We start from the raw sequence: 18,203 nt of genomic DNA, 5'->3' as shown, positions 1-18,203 counted from the left end.
CGGCGCGAGGGCCGCCACAGCTGGGCGGCCCCGCGTCAGCGGCTCACGTAGAACTCGCCCGAGCCTTCCAGGCACTGGATGACCAGCCGGTTCTCCTGCTGGAAGTAGGGCACGTCATCGTCCCACGCGAAGTCGCCGAACGCGACGGACATGGGGCGGCCGGGCAGCACGCGGGGAATGCGGGCGCTCTCCTGCGCGGCGCGCATGATCTTGCAGTCCGTCCACGGCACGCTGCTCGAGTTGTGCACCACGTAGCGGCGGTTGAGGAGGCCCAGCCCGCCCAGGCTCTGCACCACCACCCGCCCCTGCAGCTTGAGGCTCGCGGGCTTCTGGGCCTCCGCGGCGGGAGGAGGTGTCACGGCCGCGGGCGCTTCCACGACGGGCGCGGCCGCGGCCTGCTCGGGCAGCACCACGAAGCGAGGCTCCTCCGCCGCGAAGGCGTCATCATCCAACCGGAGCTGGACGACTCCGAGCCTCGGCCGGAACCGCTCCACCGTGGCCCAGCCCAACAGCCGCCGCTTGCCGCCCTTCGCCTTCACGGGCGGCCCCACCACCTGGAGCGACGTGCTCGGACCCAGCCCGGGGCCCTGCTCGCCGGGGATGACGAACTCGCCTCGGACGGTCTTCACCTCCGCCACGGACTTCGCCGCGACGTAGACCCCGGCCTTCCGCGGCCGAGTCACCGACGCGGGCTTCACCTCGGGCGCCGCCGTCGGGCCCGTGCCCACGGCGGGCGTCGCCTCCGCGGTCGCGGGCTCCTCGGCGTGGGGCATCGCCACGCCCGCGTCGGAAGCAGCACTCGGGGCAGCGGCCTCCGCCATCGCGGGGCCTGGCTGGCTTGGGACCATCGGCTCCGGGCCTCCGTGGAGGGGACGGCCCTGCGCGTCCACGGGAGGTGGCTCGCGCGGCTCCTCACCCGGCGGCGGCGGACCGTCCTCACCGGGATGCGGCGGGGGAGGACGCGGATGCGGAGGATGTCCCGGCGGCGGCGGTCGAGGCGCGGGCTCCGCCAGGGCGACGGGCGTGCCCGCCCCGTTCGACTGGAGTCGCGCCTTCACGAAGTACGCGGTGGTGGCGGCGGTGGAGCCCACGAGCAGGAGCGCGGCCAGCGCCACCACGAGCCCCCGCGAGCGACGCCGGGGCGGCTCGGTCACCGTGGGCGACGCCGCGAGCGGCGCTGGCGTCACGGCGGTGGAGGAAGCCAGGGGCGCCGTGGGTCCGCTGGGAGGACGCACCGCGGTGGCGCCGAGCGCCGAGGCGTCCACCTGCTCTCCCTCGCGGGCCACGCCACCGGAGTCCGGCCGCGAACCCGGCGCGGACGCATCGCGCGGGCGAACCATCGTGGGCCCCGTGCCAGAGACATCGGCCATGCCGGGCGCGGGGCTCACGCCATAGAGGCCCGTCCCATACGCGCCCGCCCCGGGCGGGGGCGTGCGCGCCACGCCGCCGGGATTGCTCGACACCTTGGAGATCAACTTCCGCTGCGCGGCGAAGGCGTCCGGGCACATCGCGCGGACGAACTGGCCCACTTCCTCGGCGCCCAGGGGCGTGCCCACGCGCAGCAGCTCCGCGTTGAGGGCCCGGGCGAAGTCATCCGCGCGCGCATAGCGGTCCGCGGGAGACGCCGTCAGCGCTCGCCGCACCACCGCATCCAGCGTGGCGTCCACGTCCGGCCGCAGCTCTTGGAGCGCGGGCACCACCGGCTGGGACATGGCCGCCATCATCTCGCCCACGGTTCCATGGGGGATGAGCGTGCGGCCCGCGAGCATCTCCCACAGCACCACCGCGCACGAGTAGATGTCGCTGCGGTGGTCCAGGGGCTCGGCGCGCACCTGCTCCGGGGACATGTACCCCAGCTTCCCCATCACCGTGGACGGCAGCGTGTACTTGCTGCGCGCCGCGGACTTGGCGAGGCCGAAGTCGATGACCTTCACCTCGCCCTCGTACGACACCATCGCGTTGTGCGGGGACACGTCGCGGTGGACGATGCCCAGGGCCTCGCCGTCCGGGCCCACCTTGCGGTGCGCGTAGCCCAGGCCCTCGGCCATCTTCTGGCCCACGTACAGGGCCACCGGCAGCGGGACGGCCCGGCCCTGCGCGCGCGCCTGCTCCAGCAGGTACGCCAGGTCCACGCCCGCCACGTACTCCAACGCCATGAAGTACGTCCCGTCCGCCTCCCCCATGTCGTACACCTGGGCAATGGAGGAGTGGACCAGGTGCACCAGCACCTTGGCCTCGTGGTGGAACCGGTCCAGGAACTGCCGGTCCTTCAGCAACGCCGGGAGGATGGTCTTGACGATGCAGGGCTTCTCGAAGCCGGCCGCCCCGGAGAGCTTCGCGAGGTACACCTCGCCCATTCCTCCCTGCCCCAAGAGGTGGACAAGCTCGTAACGCCCCAGAAATCGGGGTGACTCTGTCGGTGCGGTGCTCATGGCTTCGGTCCGGAGCGCACCACGGGGCACATGCGGAATCAAGCTGCCCCGAGGCCGCTCCCCCGCTCAGACACCGCTGTCGCCCGGAAGTGAAAACCCGACCCTGGGGGGCCATGTCAGACCCTCCAGGCACAACGGTCCGTGCAACGGACCGATACGCGCAGCCTCATTCGGCGTTGCACGGAGTTTGCGGGCCAACCCCGAACGGCGGAGGTGTGCCCACCCCCGCGCGGTCCACTTTTCAGCGGGTTGCGCGGCATCCCCCCAGCACCGCCGATAACGCGGAAAGCAGGTCATCACGGCAACACATGCCATGTGAACCGGCGCACCCCACGGGGCCAGGCGGCCCCCCGAGCCGTTGCCGGGCCGGAGCGCGATGCACTTCCTCAAGAGCACGCGCGCCCGGTGTGGCCGGAATCGTTTCGGCCGTGAACCCCCGAAGTCCACGGGCGACGTGAAGAGAAGGAGCGGGTCATGCGGCGATGGGGACTCATCGGACTCCTGACGATTTCGGCGTGTGCATTGGATGTGTCCACCTCCACTCAGGCCCAGGGCCAGGTGTGCCCAGGTGTCATCGCGGGCACGCGTCCGGATCAGACACCCCAGGGACTCCCGCGTCCGGGCCAGGCGCGGCAGGGGCTGCGCGCGGCGCCCGTCATCGAGCCGGGCCAGGTGGACGAAGACGGCCGAGAGCCCGTGCTCATCCGCTACCGCGAGCGGCGCCACGTGAGCGCGGCGACGGTGGCCAGCGGGAAGGTGAGCATCGTCTTCCGCAACATCCCGGCCGTGGCGGCGCGGGTCAATCCGGAGGAGCGCGCGCGGCTGGCGGCGGACCCTCGGGTGGACAGCATCGAGGCGGATCAAGTGTGGTTCAGCCAGGAGCTGCCCCGAGCGGCGGCGCTGGGCGCCGTCACGGCATCGTCGCTGGGGGCCTGGCCCTCCGAGCAGATGGACGGCCTGCGGATGGTGCAGGCCGCGGACGTGTGGGACGCGAATGGCGACGGTCAGCCGGACCCGGGCGCGCCCACGGGCCGAGGCGTGCGGGTGTGCGTCATCGACAGCGGGCTGGACGTGCAGCACCCGGAGTTCCAGGGCGCGGTGGTCGCCAGCAAGGACTTCCTCTACGGCGATGACGACCCGAGCGACAGCGAGGGCGGCGTGTGGGGCGAGGGCCACGGCACGCACGTGACGGGCATCCTCGCGGCGCGGCGCGGGCAGGGCGGACAGGGCGCGCCGGTGCTGGGGCCAGACGGCGTGGTGGGCGTGGCGCCCGAGGCGGAGCTGCTCATCGCCCGGGTGCTCGACACGCACGGGCGCACGCAGATGAGCTACGTGTTCGAGGCGCTCGAGTGGTGCGAGCAGCAGGGCGCGCGCGTCGCGTCGCTGTCGCTGGGCGGCGGCTCGGGCACGCGGCTGTCGGAGGAGGCGTTCAAGGCCGCGCTGGACCACGGGATGCTCGTGGTGGCCGCGGCGGGGAACCAGGGTGCCGGTCCCGTGCTGTACCCGGCGGCGGATCCGTCCGTGCTGGCGGTGGGCGCGGTGGACGCACAGGGGCGCCGCGCCTCGTTCTCGTCCGGAGGGCCGGAGCTGAGCCTGGTGGCGCCGGGCGTGGACGTGCTGTCCACCTTCCCGCGGGGCCTGGGCGCCTTCTCCGAATTGGAGGTGGAGGGCATGCACCCCGTGTCGCGCTCACTGATGTACGCGCCGGCGGGCGACGCGGTGGGGCAGCTGGTGGATTGCGGCGAGGGGGACTCGCTCGGCTCGTGCCAGGGCAGCACGTGCGACGGCTTCATCGCGTACGTGCGGCCCGGCCCGGTGTCCGTCGATGACGCCACGGCCACGGTGATGATGCAGGGCGCGCGCGCCGTCGTGTTCGGTCCGGATGACTCGCGAGCGGGGGGCACGGTGGACATCGCCGCGCTGCCTCGCGAGGGCCACTGGGCGCCCGCGGTCACCATCAGCCAGGCGTCCAGCACCGTGCTGCTGCGGCGCATGGTGGGCCACTCCGTGCACCTCACGCTGCGGCCGGTCGACTACGCCTACTCGTCCGGCACGTCCATGGCCACGCCCTATGTCAGCGGCGTGGCCGCGCTGCTGTGGAGCGCCCACCCCGAGCTGACGCCGCTCCAGGTCCGCAACGTGCTCGAGTCCTCCGCCCGCGACCTGGGCCCGCCGGGGCGCGACTCCGGCTATGGCCACGGCCTGGTGCAGGCCAAGGCCGCGCTGGCTCGGCTGCCCTGAGAGACACCCCGCCCTTGCCCAGGGTGGGAAGCGGCGTTCACCCGGTGCGCCCATCGCGTGCCCACCGGGTGGACGAGGAAGGACCTTCCGGGCCATCCCGTTGCCCTTGAGTCGCGTGCACTCCACGTTGCGCTTCGAACGAACGAAAGGAGTCCGGGACATCATGAGGACCATCATTCGCGTGGGCGCATGCGCGGCGGCGCTGGGGGCGAGCGTGGCGCTGGCCGAGGACGACTACCGGTCAACGAACCAGACGTACACCTCCACCGAGACCGTCACGGTCAAACGCGAGAGCAAACAGGCGGGCACCGGCCTCTACGCGCTCATCGGCGGCGGCATGGAGGGCTACACGGGCAAGCTCGCGCCCGAGCTGCAACCCGGTGCCTCGTATGGCGCCGTGGTGGGCTACCGGCCGGTGCCCATGCTCGGCCTGGAGCTGGGGTACAGCGGCGGCCTCTCCGACATCGACACCCGGGGCCGCACCGAGGGCGGCATCACGGACGGGCCCGACATCGTGCGCAACGGCGGGCAGGCGGCGCTGGTGGCGGACCTCACCGACACCCGGCTCCAGCCCTACGTGCTGGGCGGCATCGGCTTCGAGCACTTCAACATCCGCAACGACTTCCGGGGCGCCCAGCTCGGCTTCAAGGACGACACGAGCGCGTACGCACCGGTGGGCGTGGGCCTGCGCTACCAGATGGGCAAGACGTTCACCGCGGACGCGCGCGTGAACTACGACTTCCTGCTCGGCCAGGACTTCGCGCCCACTCCGGGCAATGACGCCGGCAGCGGGCGCTACCAGGCCACGCTGTCCCTGGGCGGCACCTACTGACGCCGCGAGCGGCGCCCGGGGCCCATGCGAGCCCCGAGGCGCCGCGCCCGCTCACGACGGGCGATCAATCCCCACCCGCGCCGCGGCCCACGTCCCCGCCAGCCAGCGCGGCAACTGCCCTTCAATCTTCCGGGCCTCCCCTTCGGTGATTTGCGTCTGGAGCGCGGCGAAGACGCCGTGGAGCACGAGCCGCACGTTCTCCGGCTCCGCGTTCAGGTGGTTGGCCACGTGCAGGTAGAAGTCATCCCGGTCCATCCGGCCCGCGTCCGCGCCCGGCTTGCGCTCGCAGCCGTCCATCAACGAGCGGGCATCCTCGGGGAGCTGCTGGCGGATCTGCGCCACCAACCCGCCCGGCAACAGCGCCGACAGCCCGCAGCACACCGCCTCCGAGGCCTGCTCCGGCTCGTAGTCCGGGAGCTGCTCGCGCACCTTCGCCAGGAAGGATGGGCGGTCCGTCCCCACGCCCAGCCCCGACCACGACAGCGTCTCGTCCTGCCTCTGCATCGACATGAGCGTCTCCTCTCCCTGCCCCTTCACCGTGGGCGCGGTCGCGGCCCGCGGCAGCAGGCAAGGGAGCAGTGTCACGGTTGCATGTCGCGGTGCGCGGCCGGTGAGGCTCGCCCCCTCAAGCCACCCCCGCCGTTCGAGCCGACAGGCATTCCCAGAGGCGGGACGGATGTTCATCTTTGGGAATGGCTGGATTTGTCCCAGGAGTGGGTATGTCTGTCATTGATTCGACGCATCAACCGCGCTCATCCCCGAGACCTCGGGTCCCTCTCTATACCGACGCAGAGTGCGGTCTCGCCCGGGATTCCATGCCAGTTCTCCATTCCCGGAGGCATCACCCTCGTGGAATGAATTCCCGAAGCAATTGTATGTGGCGCGCGACGTAGGTTGCCTGGACGGCGGCCCGCCGCCACCCATCACTTTTCTCTTTCTCTGAAAGAAGGATTCCATGTCTCGCATTGCTGTCGCCGCATTGATTCTGGCCGCCGCGGGTTGCGCCACCACGGGGAGCGCGGGTGGGCCGGGCGGCACCGCCACTGTCAGCGGAGTGGTCGCGGTGCCCAAGGCCGGCCTGCAGAGCAACCCGTGCGACAGCGTTCGCGTGGTCGTCTCCTCCGCCGCCGCTCCGGGCGTGGCCCTGGGCAAGGGGGAGATCAAGGCGAACAGCCGCGGTGACCGCTGCCAGTACTTCGTGTCGGGCCTGCCGCACGAGACGGACCTGAAGATCAACCTGGTCGTGGGCGCGGACGTCAAGTGCACCAACGGCGCGGCCCCGACCGCCACCCCGGCCGAGGGTTCGCTGTCGATGAAGAAGTACGAGACGGCGCTGCGCGACTTCCAGCTCACCTGCGCGTCCTGATTCGGCGCGTGGCGGGCCCGTAGTCCCCACCCTCGCGCCGCCTGTCTTCGGGCTGGCGCGGGTGGGGAACGGCGGGGAATTCCGGATTGCATCACTGGGGTGAGGGCGGCAAGCTCGCTCGGTGGCTCGTTCCCGGGGCGCAGCGGCCGGCACGGGGGGCCCGGAACGAAGGAACCCCCGGCGATGAGAGCATCCTCTGTGCGTAGCAAGGCCTTCGCCTTGGCCCTGACAGGGCTGTTGGGCGTGGCGTGCGAGTCCGAAGCGCCCTTCCCGTCCGAGGACGAACTCGACGACCTGCGGAACCTGTCGCCGCTGGGCAGCACCCCGCTGCCGCGCGATGCGACCAACCGGCTGGAGGGCAACGCGGAGGCCTTCCGGGTAGGCAACCGGCTGTTCCATGACCCGGGCCTGTCGCGCTGCAAGACGGTGTCGTGCCAGAGCTGTCACGACGGCGAGGGCCGCACCGTGGACACGCCCACCGCCGAGGGCTGTGACGGCCAGCGGACCGTGCGCAACCCGCCCACCATCATCAACGCGGGCTTCAACACCTGGTACATGTGGGATGGCCGCGCGGACGAGCTGTGGTCCCAGGCCGTGCTGCCGCTGACGAACCCGGTGGAGATGAACTCCAACGCCGACATCGTGCGCACGCACCTGGATGGCGACGCGGACTACCGGCAGAGCTACCAGAAGTTCTTCGGCCGAGCGCCCGCGGACGAGTCCGACGGCAACCGCCTGCTGGCCAACGTGGGCAAGATGCTGGCCGCGTACGAGGCCGGGGTGAACCGCACGGCGTCGCCCTTCGACGAGGACGTGAAGCGCTTCCTCGCGGCGGTGGAGACCGGCACCCAGAAGAAGGACCCGGCGTACCTGCGCCTCAAGACGTTCCTCCGCAAGGGCCAGTGCATCCTGTGTCACAAGGGCGCCGCGCTCAACGACAACGGCGCGTTCCACAACCTGGGCCTGCGCGACGACGCGGCGGAGAGCCAGCACGGGCGCGGCGCGGTGGCGGACGGGCTGCTCGACTGGACCTTCAACGCCGCGGGCCCCTACAGCGACGCCCCCGACGGAGAGGACGCCAAGCGGCTGCAGCGGCTGCGCACGGACCTGGTGACGAAGCGCGAGGAGATGGAGGGCGCCTTCCGGACCCCGACGCTGCGCAACGTGGAGCTGACGGCGCCGTACATGCACAACGGCTCGCTGCGCACGCTGGAGGACGTCGTGGAGTTCTACGACAAGGGCGGCGACCCCGCGGGCACCTTCCCGGGGAAGCGCTCCGAGTCCATCCAGAAGCTGGGCCTGGACTCGGAGGAGAAGCAGGCCCTGGTGGACCTGCTCAAGTCGCTCACCGGCGCACCGCAGCAGCAGTAGCCACGGCGGTTAACGCACCAGGTGGAAGCGCGTCTGGCGCTGCCACGCCCAGCGCAGGGTGCCGGACGCATCCACGGTGACGTCCTCCTCCTGCGCCGAGCGTACCTGCTGCCCGCCCCACTCCGGCACGGCGCTGGTGGCCTGCAGCTCGATGGAGAACCACTCGTTGGGGATGACGGTGTGGTCGCCGTTGCCGGGCACGCCCTCCTGCCGGTCCCACAGGCCAATCATGGGCCCGGCGCCGTGGCCGTGCAGCCCGATGGGGTGCGAGTACACGGTGCCGTCGATGCCCTCGGCCTTCATCCGCTCACGCGAGGCGCGGAGGATGTCGTTGCCGGTGCGGCCGGGGCGCAGCTCCGCGATGACGATGTCCTGCAGCCGGTTGGAGCGCTGGAGCGCGGCCTTGAGGCCCTCCGGAACGTCCTGCTCGCCCTCGCGCAGCACGTAGCCCATGTGCTGGGTGTCCGTGTTGAGGCGCAGCGCGGTGATGCCGAAGTCGCAGTGCAGCACGTCGCCGCGCTGGATGAGGGGGTTGTCCCCCACCTGCTCCTCCGTGGCGCCCTGGCGCTGCACGTCCACGTCCGGCTGGAACCACGTGTCCAGGCCCAGGTCGCCCAGGCGCTGGCGCATCCACCACTCGACGTCCTGCGTGCGCGTGACGCCCGGGGTGATGACCTGGCTGGAGAAGGCCGTCTCGATGACGTTCCACGCGAGCTTCGTCAGGTCCTCGTAGAAGCGCGCTTCGTCCGCGCTCCGCCACGCGATGACGTCCACCGGCAGGTTGCCCGCGGGCTTGAAGCGCTTCATCCAGGCCGGCCCGAGCGCCTCGGCCATGCCCTCGTACTCGCCATGGGAGAGGCCGTCCGCGAAGGCGAAGGTGCGCGACACGTTGATGGCGACGGACTTCGGCTGGCGCTCCTCGAGCACCTGCTTGAGTACCTGCCACTGCTCGGGGCCCCACAGCTCGGCGGCCCGCGTGGCGCCGCCTCGGTCCACCTGCTGCTGCGCGCGGCGCGGCTCGTACACGCCGCCCTGCGAGCCTCCGCCCAGGGCCAGCCGCTCCACGCCCTTCTCCGGTCCCCGGTCGAAGAACACGTAGATGGTGCGGCGGCGCGCGGCGAACGTGGTGGGCGACACGAGCGCCTTGAAGACCGGGTCCTCGTTGTACTCGCGCATGGGGACGACCCACATCTGCACGCCGTACTTGCGCATCAGCTCGGGCACCGCGACCGTGAGGCGCTCACGCAGCCAGGACTGCTGACGCTCGGCCTGCTCTCGCAGCGTTCCAAAGGGCCGCTCCACGGCGGCGCGGGCAACTGGAGCTGACGCGGCCGGAGCGGCCGTCGGCGCGGGCGAAGCAACGGCCGGCGATGCGGCGGTGTTCGCGGTGGCGCAAGCGGTGGACCAGACAAGCGGAAGGAAGAGGAACCGTTTCCAAGTGCGCATGGCGCGCAGTCTGGCACGCGAGGACTTCGCATGCCGCTGCGATGCAGGGCCTTCGGGGCCGTGGCGCTCTCTCGGCTGGACACCAGTCCCGGAAACTCGGCGCGATGCGCGGACTTCGCGCCGAATCCAAGACCCCGCGCGGCATGGACCGCTTCGCTCCGGCATTGAGTGCCGGAGCAAAGCGACACGCAACGTCTCCGCGCGCTACGGACCGCTGCGCTCCGGCACCGTGCACGGTCCGCAGTCGAGCACGCGCCCGCAGCCGTCCTGCACAGCGCCGCACGTGCCCACTCGCGTCGCGCACGTGGCGGGCACGCAGCTGTCCGGCACGTACGCCTCGCTGAGCGCGAGCGTTCCCAACTCGTTCCAACCGCCCGCCAGGACCACCGTCTCGTCCGGCAGCAGCAACGCGGTGGCGCCCTCTCGCGCGTCGTGGAGCGCGGGCGAGGAGGACCACGTGTCCGTCGTCGGCTCAAAGCGCTCCACCGAGGCGAGCGCGCCCGTGGTGTAGTGCTCTCCGCCCATCACCAGCACCGCGCCCTCGGACGTCACCACCGTGGTGTGGTGGTCACGCGGCACCATGGGCGACGGCAACAACGTCCACGCGCCCGTCACCGGAGAGAACACCTCCGCCGTCTCCGCCGCGCGCTGGGTGATGCCACCCACCACGAGCACGCGCCCGTCTGGCAGCAACGTCACCGTGTGCCCCAGTCGATGCGTGCCCGCCGCGCCGCCCACCAGGCCCGCCTTCTCCCAGTGGCCCGTGGTCGCGTCGTACAGCTCTGACTGGAGACCGCTGGCGAAGAGCGCTCGACCATCACGCAGCAGCACGGCCGTGCGCGCCCCACCTCGCGCGAACGCGGGTGGCTCGGCCGGAGACCACGTGCCCGTCGTCGGATCAAACAGCTCCGCCGAGCGCAACACGCGGCGATCCACGTCCGTGCCGCCCGCCACCAGCACGCGCCCATCCGCCAGCAACACCATCGCCGGATCATTGCGCGGCTCATGCATGGGCGACACCTCCGCCCACGTGCCCGTGGCGGGCGTGAAGACCTCCGCGCTCGCCAGCGCGCCCATCGCCAGACCGTTGGTGCCACCCACCACCAGCACGCGCCCATCCGCGAGCCGCACCGTCGCGTGATTGCGCCGCCCCGTGTGCAGCGCGCCCGTGGCGTGCCACTCGCCGGTCTCGGGCTCGAACACCTCGCACGCCGTCAACGTGCGGTGCCCGTCATGCCCTCCGGCCGCCAACACGCGCCCGTCCTCCAACTGGACGAAGGGCAGCAACCGCCGAGGCGTGAGCAGCGCGCCGGGCACGCCATCAAGCTCCGCCTCCCCCGTGTCCGCGCGCGGACCCGGGCTGCAAGAGAAGACCACCGTGAAGAGCGCCACCGTGACGCAAGAAGCCGAAAGCCGTCGCATGTCCCCCACCTGGACGTCGGGTCGAAGGGCGAGGTCTAACCTGACGGTCTGACATGCCTTGTCGGCTTTACCTGAATGATTTCAGACGGTTGCCCCGCCTGGCAGGTTGGAATTCCCCTCCTTCCCAGCGAGCAGCGCGCGGCGCGTCACTCAGGAGGGTGAGGCAATCCCCGGCGTCTCATTGCTGGGCTCCGCGTCCAGGCTGCCGCTGTTGCGCGGAGGCAAGGCGCCGCCGTCATCGTCGACCTCCAGGGTGAGCAGCGGATGGTCCGCCTGCTTCAAGAAGACCTCGCGCCCGCGCACCACATCCACGTCGCCGTAGTCGATGAGGTAGTCGCGACGCGGGATGGGCACCAGGTGCTTCTCCAGCTCGAAGTGGGTGTCGCCCACGCCCACGACGTGCCCCACCTTGTGTCCATCCGCGGCGCGCACCGTCATACCCTCGCGCACGCTTCCCAGCTTCACCATCGGGAGCCTCCTTCGCGTCATCGGCCATCGGAGTGGCCGGGGCGCCGGGGATTCGTTCGCGCCCCCTGGGCTCAAGATGAAGACGCGGACGCGGCGACGCGGGAAGGAGGCGGGCACGCGGTGCGGCGAACGCTCCCTGGTGGCGCTGAAGCACGGCGCATTCCCGCGCGAGAGCAGGGAGCGGAGGGGGCGCCTGGAGCGCCTCGCGGCCGAGCCCCGGGCGGCCCTCGCGCGGTCTCACGCGAGCGGGTGCCTAACGTTGAGACAGGAGGGCTCCGCCATGCTGCTGGAACTGTCGGACGAGGACGCGCGCGAGCTGAAGCAGGCCCTGGACGCGGCGCTGCGCGTGCTGCTGGAGGAGATTGCTCACGCGGAGCAGCACGCCTACCGGGACATGCTGCGCGAGCGCTACGAGCGCCTGGACCAGGTGAACCGCCGCGTGGCCATGGCTACCGAGAGCGCGGAAATCTACGCGTGACGCGCGCCGCGAGCGCTAGAGCTTGTCGAGCGACTCGCGGCCGATGCCGGGCACCCACGGCAGCAGCTCGTACTGGGCGACACCCGCCTGGGTGAACGGGTCCTCGTCGCGGATGCGCGAGAGCGTGGCGTGTGCGTCCGCGTCCGGAACACGCAGCAGCACCGCGCCACCGCTGCGCGGATCCAACGGGCCCGAGGCCAACACCACCCCGCGCGCGTGCAGCGCGCCCAGGTACGCGCGATGCGCGTCGACGTGGGGCAGCACCTCTTCGAGCGGACGGCGATAACGGACGATGGCGAGCGCGTACATGCCCCCGTCTTAGTCAGCCCGGCGCGCGCGGACAACGCGCGACAGGGCTCCTCGGGGAACGTGAAGTTTTCCTACACGGGCCATGCACACTCCTCGTGTTTCCCGAACGATGGTTCAGGGACATATCTGGGCGCCTTCGACACACCGACTGGAGACCTGGACATGAAGACCTCTGCCTACGCCGCCGCCACGCCCCATGCGCCCCTGGCGCCCACCACCATCGAGCGCCGCGAGCCCGGCGCTCACGACGTGGTGCTCGACGTCCTGTACTGCGGCATCTGCCACTCCGACATCCACCAGGCCCGCGACGAGTGGGGCGGCGGCCTCTTCCCCATGGTCCCGGGGCACGAGATTGTCGGTCGCGTGCAGCGCGTGGGCTCGGGCGTCACGAAGTTCAAGGTGGGAGACCTGGTGGGCGTGGGCTGCACCGTGGACTCGTGCCGGACGTGCGCGCAGTGCCGCGATGGCGCGGAGCAGTTCTGCGAGCAGGGCACCGCGTTCACGTACAACGGCACGGAGCTGGACCGGAAGACGCCCACCTACGGCGGCTACTCGGCGCGGATGGTCGTCACCGAGCACTTCGTGGTGCGCATCCCCGCGGGGCTGGACCCGGCCAAGGCCGCGCCGCTGCTGTGCGCTGGCATCACCACGTACTCGCCCCTGCGTCAGTGGAACTGCAAGCCGGGAGACCGCGTGGGCGTGGTGGGCCTGGGCGGACTGGGCCACATGGCGGTGAAGCTCGCGGCCGCGATGGGCGCCGAGGTGACGCTGCTCAGCACGTCCACGCGCAAGCAGGACGACGCGCGCCGGATGGGTGCCCAGGGCTTCGCCCTCACGACGGACCCCACCACGTTCGCGCGGCTGGCGAACCACTTCGACCTCATCATCGACACCGTCTCGGCCGAGCACGACTACAACGCGTACCTGGGCATGCTGCGCCCGCGCGGCACCATGGTGCTGGTGGGCGCGCCGCCGACGCCGACGCCCGTGGGCGCGTTCTCGCTCATCAACGGGAACAAGCGGCTGGTCGGCTCGATGATTGGCGGCATCGCGGAGACGCAGGAGATGCTCGACTTCTGCGCCGCGCGAGGCATCGCATCCGACGTGGAGATCATCCCCATTCAGCAGGTCAACGCGGCCTACGAGCGGATGATGAAGGGCGACGTGCGCTACCGCTTCGTCATCGACATGGCCAGCCTGCCGCGGGAGTGATGGGCGCTGCCGACTGGCGCGAGCGGAGCGGGGCCGATAGGACAGCGACACGATGGCCACCACTCCGCTCAACGCGCTGAATGCCTTCCTCGCGGTCGCGCGCCGACGCAGCTTCGCGGCGGCCGCGGCGGACCTGGCGCTCTCCCCGTCCGCGCTCAGCCAGGCCGTGCGCCATCTGGAGGCACGGCTGGGCGTCACCCTCCTCACGCGCACCTCGCGCAGCGTAGCGCTCACGGACGCGGGGCGTCGCCTGCTGGAGGACGCGGGGCCCGCGGTGGACCAGGCGATGGAGGCGCTCAAGCTGGCCACCGCCAGGCCCGGCGAGGTGACGGGCCGCGTGCGCCTCACCGTGCCCACCATGGCCGTGCCGGTGTTCCTCGCGCCGCTGCTGCCGGTGTTCCTCGCGCGCCACCCGAAGGTCGAGGTGCACGTGCGCGCCGAGAACCGCATGGTGGACATCGTCGAGGAGGAGTTGGACGCGGGCATCCGCCTGAGCGAATCCATCGAGCGGGACATGGTGCAGCTCCGCCTGTCGACGGAGCGGCGGTTCCTCGTGGTGGGCGCGCCGGCGTATCTGGCGCGACGGGGCACGCCCCAGAAGCCCGAGGACCTCCTGAAACACGATTGCATCTGTATCCAGTCGGAAACCTCTGGCTCGCGCTACGCATGGGAGCTGGAGCGGGGCCGCCGGAACTGGCGCGTCCCGGTGGCCGGGCCAGTGACGACCACCGACAGCGCGCTGATGCTGACGCTGGCCGAAGCAGGCGTGGGGCTGGCGTACGCGTTCGAGCCGTTGGTGGCGACCCAGCTCGCGAACGGCACGCTGCGCGCGGTGCTCGAGCCCTACGCGCCCGTCGTCCCGGGGTTGTTCCTCTACTTCCCCAGCCGCGCGCGAATGTCCCCGGCCCTGCGAGCCTTCGCGGACGTGGCGCGAGAGTTCTCCGGGCTCCAGAAGCGCTCGGGCCCCAAGACCTCCTGAGCTGCCCACGGCTTCACGCTGGGCCTTCGGAACGCGCCCCTCCTCCCTGGGTTTCCTCCCGCATTGCGGGACGTCAGAGGCTCTGGATAGCGTTCGCTGGATGCCGGACATCCGCCTGCCCGCTGAGCCCCAGTACAAGGCCGAGCTGGACGCACTCGCGGCGCATGACGACCGTCCTCGCCCACCGGGTTGGAAGCTGTCTCCGCGCGCGGTGGAGACATCCATCCTGGGCGGTGACACGCCCGTGGGCGGTGTGACGATTTCCCCCAAGGACGTGGGCGACCGGAGCCGCGTGCAGGTGTGCAGCGCCACGCTCGCCTCGGACCGGGCGCCCCTGCCTCAGCTGCACCTGTTCCCGGTGCGCCCCCCAGACCTGACGCCGCGCATGGCGTCCACCGAGCAAGGGGCAACGCGTGGCTGAGGTACGACGGTTCACGGGGGGCACCGCGGCGCTGTCGGCGCTCATCACGGACGCGAGCGAGCTGGCGAAGGGCATGGCGCTGGTCGACAGCGAGCACCTGTCGGAGCTGGCGTGTCACGAGAACCAGCTCCTCGGACGGGCTCAAGGCTCGGGCGCGGCGAAGTACCAGGTCACCGTGACGTTCGGCGAGGACGAGACGGACGTGTCCGGGGTGTGCTCGTGTCCCGCGGCGCGCTCGCGGCCCTTCTGCAAGCACGCGGCGGGGCTGCTCGTCGCCTGGTCCCGGATGCCCGAGGCGTTCGCCACCACGACAGCGCCCACTCCTCCCGCCGACGTGCCCGAGATGAAGCGCGGCGTGAAGAAGGGAACGACAGACTCGGCGGAGCTGCGTCAGGCGGGCGTGGAGCAGGTGCTCTCGCTGGTGAAGGAGCTGTGCTTGTCAGGCGTGGCGTCGCTGGCCTTGGAGCGCCCGGGACAGGTGGGCGAGGTGGCCATGGCCCTGCGAGCCAATGGCCTGCCTCGGATGGCCGAGCGGACCCAGGCGTTGGCGAAGTGCCTGGCGGCCCTCCACTCGAGCAACGGCCCCGTCTTCGAGCCCGCCGAGTTCACCGAACAGCTCGTCCAGATGCACCTCGCGGCGCGCAAGCTCCAGAGGCACCTGGACGGAGAGCCGATGGATGCGCCCCTCGTCGAGGCGCTCATCGACCAAGAGTCGACGAAGACGGAGCAGATGCCGGTCTCCGGGCTGCGCCTGCTGGGGTACGGGTTCCAGTACCACCCCGATGGCGACTCTGCCGACACCTACAGCAGCGAGCGGCGCTACGTGGACGTGGGCTCGGGGAGGCACTACCGCGAACGGGTGCCCGGCAGACCCAATGAGCGGCCGAGGCCCACCGACGAAGGCTATGTGCTGCACGACACGACGGGGAGCCAGTACGCGGGCTTCGCGCCCCACCGCGTGGAGGTGGAGTCGCGCACGCGTCTGGCCGTGGAGCATGAGGACCTGAAAGCGCTGCTGGCGGTGGCACATCCGAACGTGGCCTCGGCGGTGACGGCATTCATCCAACAGCGCCAGACCCCGTTCACTCCGGACGCGCTTCCCGCGGTGGTCCGCGCGCAGACGCTGCGCATTGGAAAGGGCCGCGCGCACCTGACGGACGAGGACGGACAGGCGCTGTTCTTCCCCACGCACGAGAAGCTGGAGGAGCTCCTGCATGTCGCGCTGGAGAGCGTGACGCTCCGGGCGGTCATCGGAGACGTGCGGATGAGAGAAGCGCTGCCCACGCTCCAGCCCCTGGCCCTGGTGGTGGAGACGGCGGACGCGCTGGAGTTCATCCCCCTCGTGAAGGGGGGAATCCTGGAGCCCAGCACGCTGTCCCGGACCGAGCGGACGGACGCGGCGCGGGAGGTGGGAGCGTCCACCGCGGCGCTCGCCTTGGTCGAGACGCGCGACACGCTCGCCGACCTGTTCTCTCATGGCCTGGCCGCGCTGGAGCCTCGCGAGGTGGCGCCGCTGGCCGCGCGGCTGAAGGAGCTCGGCCTGGAGAAGCCAGGGTCGCTGCTGGAGGCGCTGGCCGGGCGCACCGAGCCACTGGAGCGCCTGGACGACTTCATGAAGGTGTTCCAGGGGGTGAGCCTCGCGGTGACGAGGCTCGCCGCGCAGGTACAGGTCGCGCCGGCGGCGCTCGCGCCCGTGGCCACGCGGCCCAGTCTCTGGGCCTATGAACCCGAAATCCTGCTGTCGCCCAAGAAGCGCTGGCGGAAACAAGCGGAGCGGGAGTTGCCCCCGCACCAGGCCGCGGCGCAGGAGGCCTGGTCCGCCGCCCGGCTGAATGCGGAAGCCCTGCTGTGCGGCTACTACCCCCATTGGAGCGACGCCGTGGCGAGCCAGCGGATCCCCGAGCTGCTCGCGTCGCACGGGGAGCGGGCACTCCAGGCGGCCCGAGGCGCGCTCGCCGCCGAGCACAGCCGATTGGTGCGCCACACGGGACTGCGCGTGCTGGGCGCCCTGGGAGGACCGGAGGCTCGGCGCGAGTTGGAGGCCGCGCAGCAGCGGGAGGAGGACTTCTATTTGAAGCGGTTCGCCGCGGCGACGCTCCAGGACCTGCTCGCTCGCGAGGCCGGCGACGCGGAGGTGGCGCGACTGAAGCGCCAGCGCCGGGACGCGGCCGCACATCTGGCCGCGGTGGTGCGCATGCAGCCCGTGAAGCCGTGGCTCATGGAGCCCGACCCCGACTACCCGCGCCCTGGCCCCACGGAAGAAGAACGCCAGCGGGCGATGAATCAACTGGCGGAGCAGAACAACGCCGAGGTGATGCCCGTGCTTCGCCAGGCGGTGAGAAGCGCCGGCTCCCTGGATACGGACACCGCCATGAAGCTCGCGCTGCTGAATGACGGCACGGGCTGCTGGCGACTCCTCTCGCTCGCGCTCTTCGCCGTCCCGACGCCCGGCGTGGCGGACCACCCGGGGACCTATGGCGTGAGTGTGCTGGGCGACATCCACTGCGCCGCGCTGGTGGCGGACGCGTGCCTGGAGGGCAGGCCACCGGACCGGCTCGCGGAGGCCTGGAGCATGTTCAATCTGGCGGGGCTCCACGTCCTGATGGACCTGGCGGAGCACCGCCCCGAGGCCCTGGAGCGAAAATCCCTGCGCGAGCACATGAAGCCCGGTGCGTTCATGGAGCAGTTCGAGCCGGCCATCATCGCCCGTGAGCTCTCCGCGCGGCTCGAAGCGATTCAGCAGGCGTCGGACTTCGCGGAGCGCGCGGAGGGGCTGCTCCGACTGGCGGGACAGATTCCGCTCGCGGCGAAGCAGATCGCCGAGGCGGTCCTGCGCCTCCCCGCCGTGGCGAACCACCCCGTGCTGCAGAAGCAGGCGCAGCAGCTGCGCGCGGCGTGAGTCAGCCTTCGACGGAGACGCCCCGCCAGAAGGCCACGTAGTCCTTGATGTTGGCGGCGGCGTCCTTGGGCGCGGGATAGAACCAGGCGGCGTCCTTGTTGCGCTGCCCGTTCACCACGACGTCGAAGTAGCTCGCGGTGCCCTTCCAGGCGCAGTTCGTCTGCGTCTGGCTCGGCTGGAAGTGCTCGCGGCGGATGGCGTGCGGCGGGAAGTACCAGTTGCCTTCCACCTTCTCGCACTCGTCACTCTCCGCGAGGACGACGCCGTTCCACTTCGCGACGGGCATAGCGGCTCCTTGGCGCGGGCGCCGGCCCGCCGCGCCGACTT

The 18,203-nt window shown here is 71.3% G+C and carries 15 protein-coding genes and 1 pseudogene; 9 read left to right on the top strand and 7 right to left on the bottom strand.

The features are described from left to right. Positions 1-35 precede the first annotated feature (35 nt). Positions 36-2,432, bottom strand: coding sequence for a serine/threonine protein kinase (locus JGU66_29620; GenBank protein MBJ6764943.1), 2,397 nt, complete (start codon positions 2,430-2,432; stop codon positions 36-38). Positions 2,433-2,906: 474 nt separating this feature from the next. On the opposite strand from JGU66_29620, the gene JGU66_29615 reads away from it, so the two are divergent. Further along, positions 2,907-4,673 carry a S8 family serine peptidase gene (locus tag JGU66_29615; GenBank protein MBJ6764942.1) on the top strand — a complete coding sequence of 589 codons (1,767 nt, stop codon included), beginning with the start codon at positions 2,907-2,909 and terminating at the stop codon, positions 4,671-4,673. A gap of 163 nt (positions 4,674-4,836) precedes the next feature. Continuing rightward, entirely contained in the window at positions 4,837-5,505 is a 669-nt protein-coding gene (locus JGU66_29610) for an outer membrane beta-barrel protein (GenBank protein MBJ6764941.1), read from the top strand. Between the two features lie 51 nt (positions 5,506-5,556). Here JGU66_29610 and JGU66_29605 read toward each other — a convergent pair whose 3' ends face one another. After that, positions 5,557-6,015 carry a DUF2267 domain-containing protein gene (locus tag JGU66_29605; GenBank protein MBJ6764940.1) on the bottom strand — a complete coding sequence of 153 codons (459 nt, stop codon included), beginning with the start codon at positions 6,013-6,015 and terminating at the stop codon, positions 5,557-5,559. A gap of 445 nt (positions 6,016-6,460) precedes the next feature. Here JGU66_29605 and JGU66_29600 point away from each other — a divergent pair, with 445 nt between their 5' ends. Next, positions 6,461-6,871, top strand: coding sequence for a hypothetical protein (locus tag JGU66_29600; GenBank protein MBJ6764939.1), 411 nt, complete (start codon positions 6,461-6,463; stop codon positions 6,869-6,871). A gap of 183 nt (positions 6,872-7,054) precedes the next feature. Then, positions 7,055-8,242: a cytochrome-c peroxidase gene (locus JGU66_29595; protein MBJ6764938.1), complete on the top strand. Its 1,188-nt coding sequence runs from the start codon at positions 7,055-7,057 to the stop codon at positions 8,240-8,242. Positions 8,243-8,251: 9 nt separating this feature from the next. Here the strand turns inward: JGU66_29595 and JGU66_29590 are convergent, their stop codons facing one another. The 3 genes from JGU66_29590 to JGU66_29580 all read right to left on the bottom strand — a co-directional run bounded on the left by JGU66_29590 (position 8,252) and on the right by JGU66_29580 (position 11,578). Then, entirely contained in the window at positions 8,252-9,688 is a 1,437-nt protein-coding gene (locus tag JGU66_29590; GenBank protein MBJ6764937.1) for an aminopeptidase P family protein, read from the bottom strand. A 204-nt stretch (positions 9,689-9,892) separates the two neighbouring features. Beyond that, positions 9,893-11,110 carry a galactose oxidase gene (locus JGU66_29585; protein MBJ6764936.1) on the bottom strand — a complete coding sequence of 406 codons (1,218 nt, stop codon included), beginning with the start codon at positions 11,108-11,110 and terminating at the stop codon, positions 9,893-9,895. A 150-nt stretch (positions 11,111-11,260) separates the two neighbouring features. Then, the gene (locus JGU66_29580; GenBank protein ID MBJ6764935.1) at positions 11,261-11,578 is read right to left on the bottom strand and encodes a DUF2171 domain-containing protein; all 318 of its coding nucleotides are present in this window, start codon (positions 11,576-11,578) and stop codon (positions 11,261-11,263) included. A 280-nt stretch (positions 11,579-11,858) separates the two neighbouring features. On the opposite strand from JGU66_29580, the gene JGU66_29575 reads away from it, so the two are divergent. Continuing rightward, positions 11,859-12,056, top strand: coding sequence for a hypothetical protein (locus JGU66_29575; protein ID MBJ6764934.1), 198 nt, complete (start codon positions 11,859-11,861; stop codon positions 12,054-12,056). Between the two features lie 15 nt (positions 12,057-12,071). On the opposite strand, the gene JGU66_29570 is transcribed toward JGU66_29575, so the two are convergent. Further along, complete coding sequence (locus tag JGU66_29570) at positions 12,072-12,365, bottom strand: hypothetical protein (GenBank protein ID MBJ6764933.1); 294 nt, start codon at positions 12,363-12,365, stop codon at positions 12,072-12,074. Positions 12,366-12,527: 162 nt separating this feature from the next. Between JGU66_29570 and JGU66_29565 the strand changes: the two genes are divergently transcribed. The 4 genes and pseudogenes from JGU66_29565 (at position 12,528) to JGU66_29550 (ending at position 17,876) form a co-directional block, all read left to right on the top strand. After that, positions 12,528-13,577 (top strand): NAD(P)-dependent alcohol dehydrogenase, encoded by a 1,050-nt coding sequence (locus JGU66_29565; GenBank protein MBJ6764932.1) that lies wholly within the window; start codon positions 12,528-12,530, stop codon positions 13,575-13,577. Positions 13,578-13,629: 52 nt separating this feature from the next. Beyond that, the gene (locus JGU66_29560; protein MBJ6764931.1) at positions 13,630-14,556 is read left to right on the top strand and encodes a LysR family transcriptional regulator; all 927 of its coding nucleotides are present in this window, start codon (positions 13,630-13,632) and stop codon (positions 14,554-14,556) included. A gap of 100 nt (positions 14,557-14,656) precedes the next feature. Then, positions 14,657-14,887: pseudogene (locus JGU66_29555) on the top strand (ATPase). 82 nt (positions 14,888-14,969) lie between these two features. Beyond that, positions 14,970-17,876: a HEAT repeat domain-containing protein gene (locus tag JGU66_29550; protein ID MBJ6764930.1), complete on the top strand. Its 2,907-nt coding sequence runs from the start codon at positions 14,970-14,972 to the stop codon at positions 17,874-17,876. Position 17,877: 1 nt separating this feature from the next. On the opposite strand, the gene JGU66_29545 is transcribed toward JGU66_29550, so the two are convergent. Continuing rightward, on the bottom strand, positions 17,878-18,162 hold the full coding sequence (locus JGU66_29545; GenBank protein MBJ6764929.1) for a DUF427 domain-containing protein: 285 nt from the start codon (positions 18,160-18,162) through the stop codon (positions 17,878-17,880). Between the last annotated feature and the right edge of the window lie 41 nt (positions 18,163-18,203).

It is taken from the genome of Myxococcaceae bacterium JPH2, from assembly GCA_016458225.1.
In the GTDB taxonomy this organism is placed as follows: Bacteria; Myxococcota; Myxococcia; order Myxococcales; family Myxococcaceae; genus Citreicoccus.
Note: the sequence above shows the minus strand (reverse complement) of the source record. Positions and strands in the feature narration are given on the sequence as shown.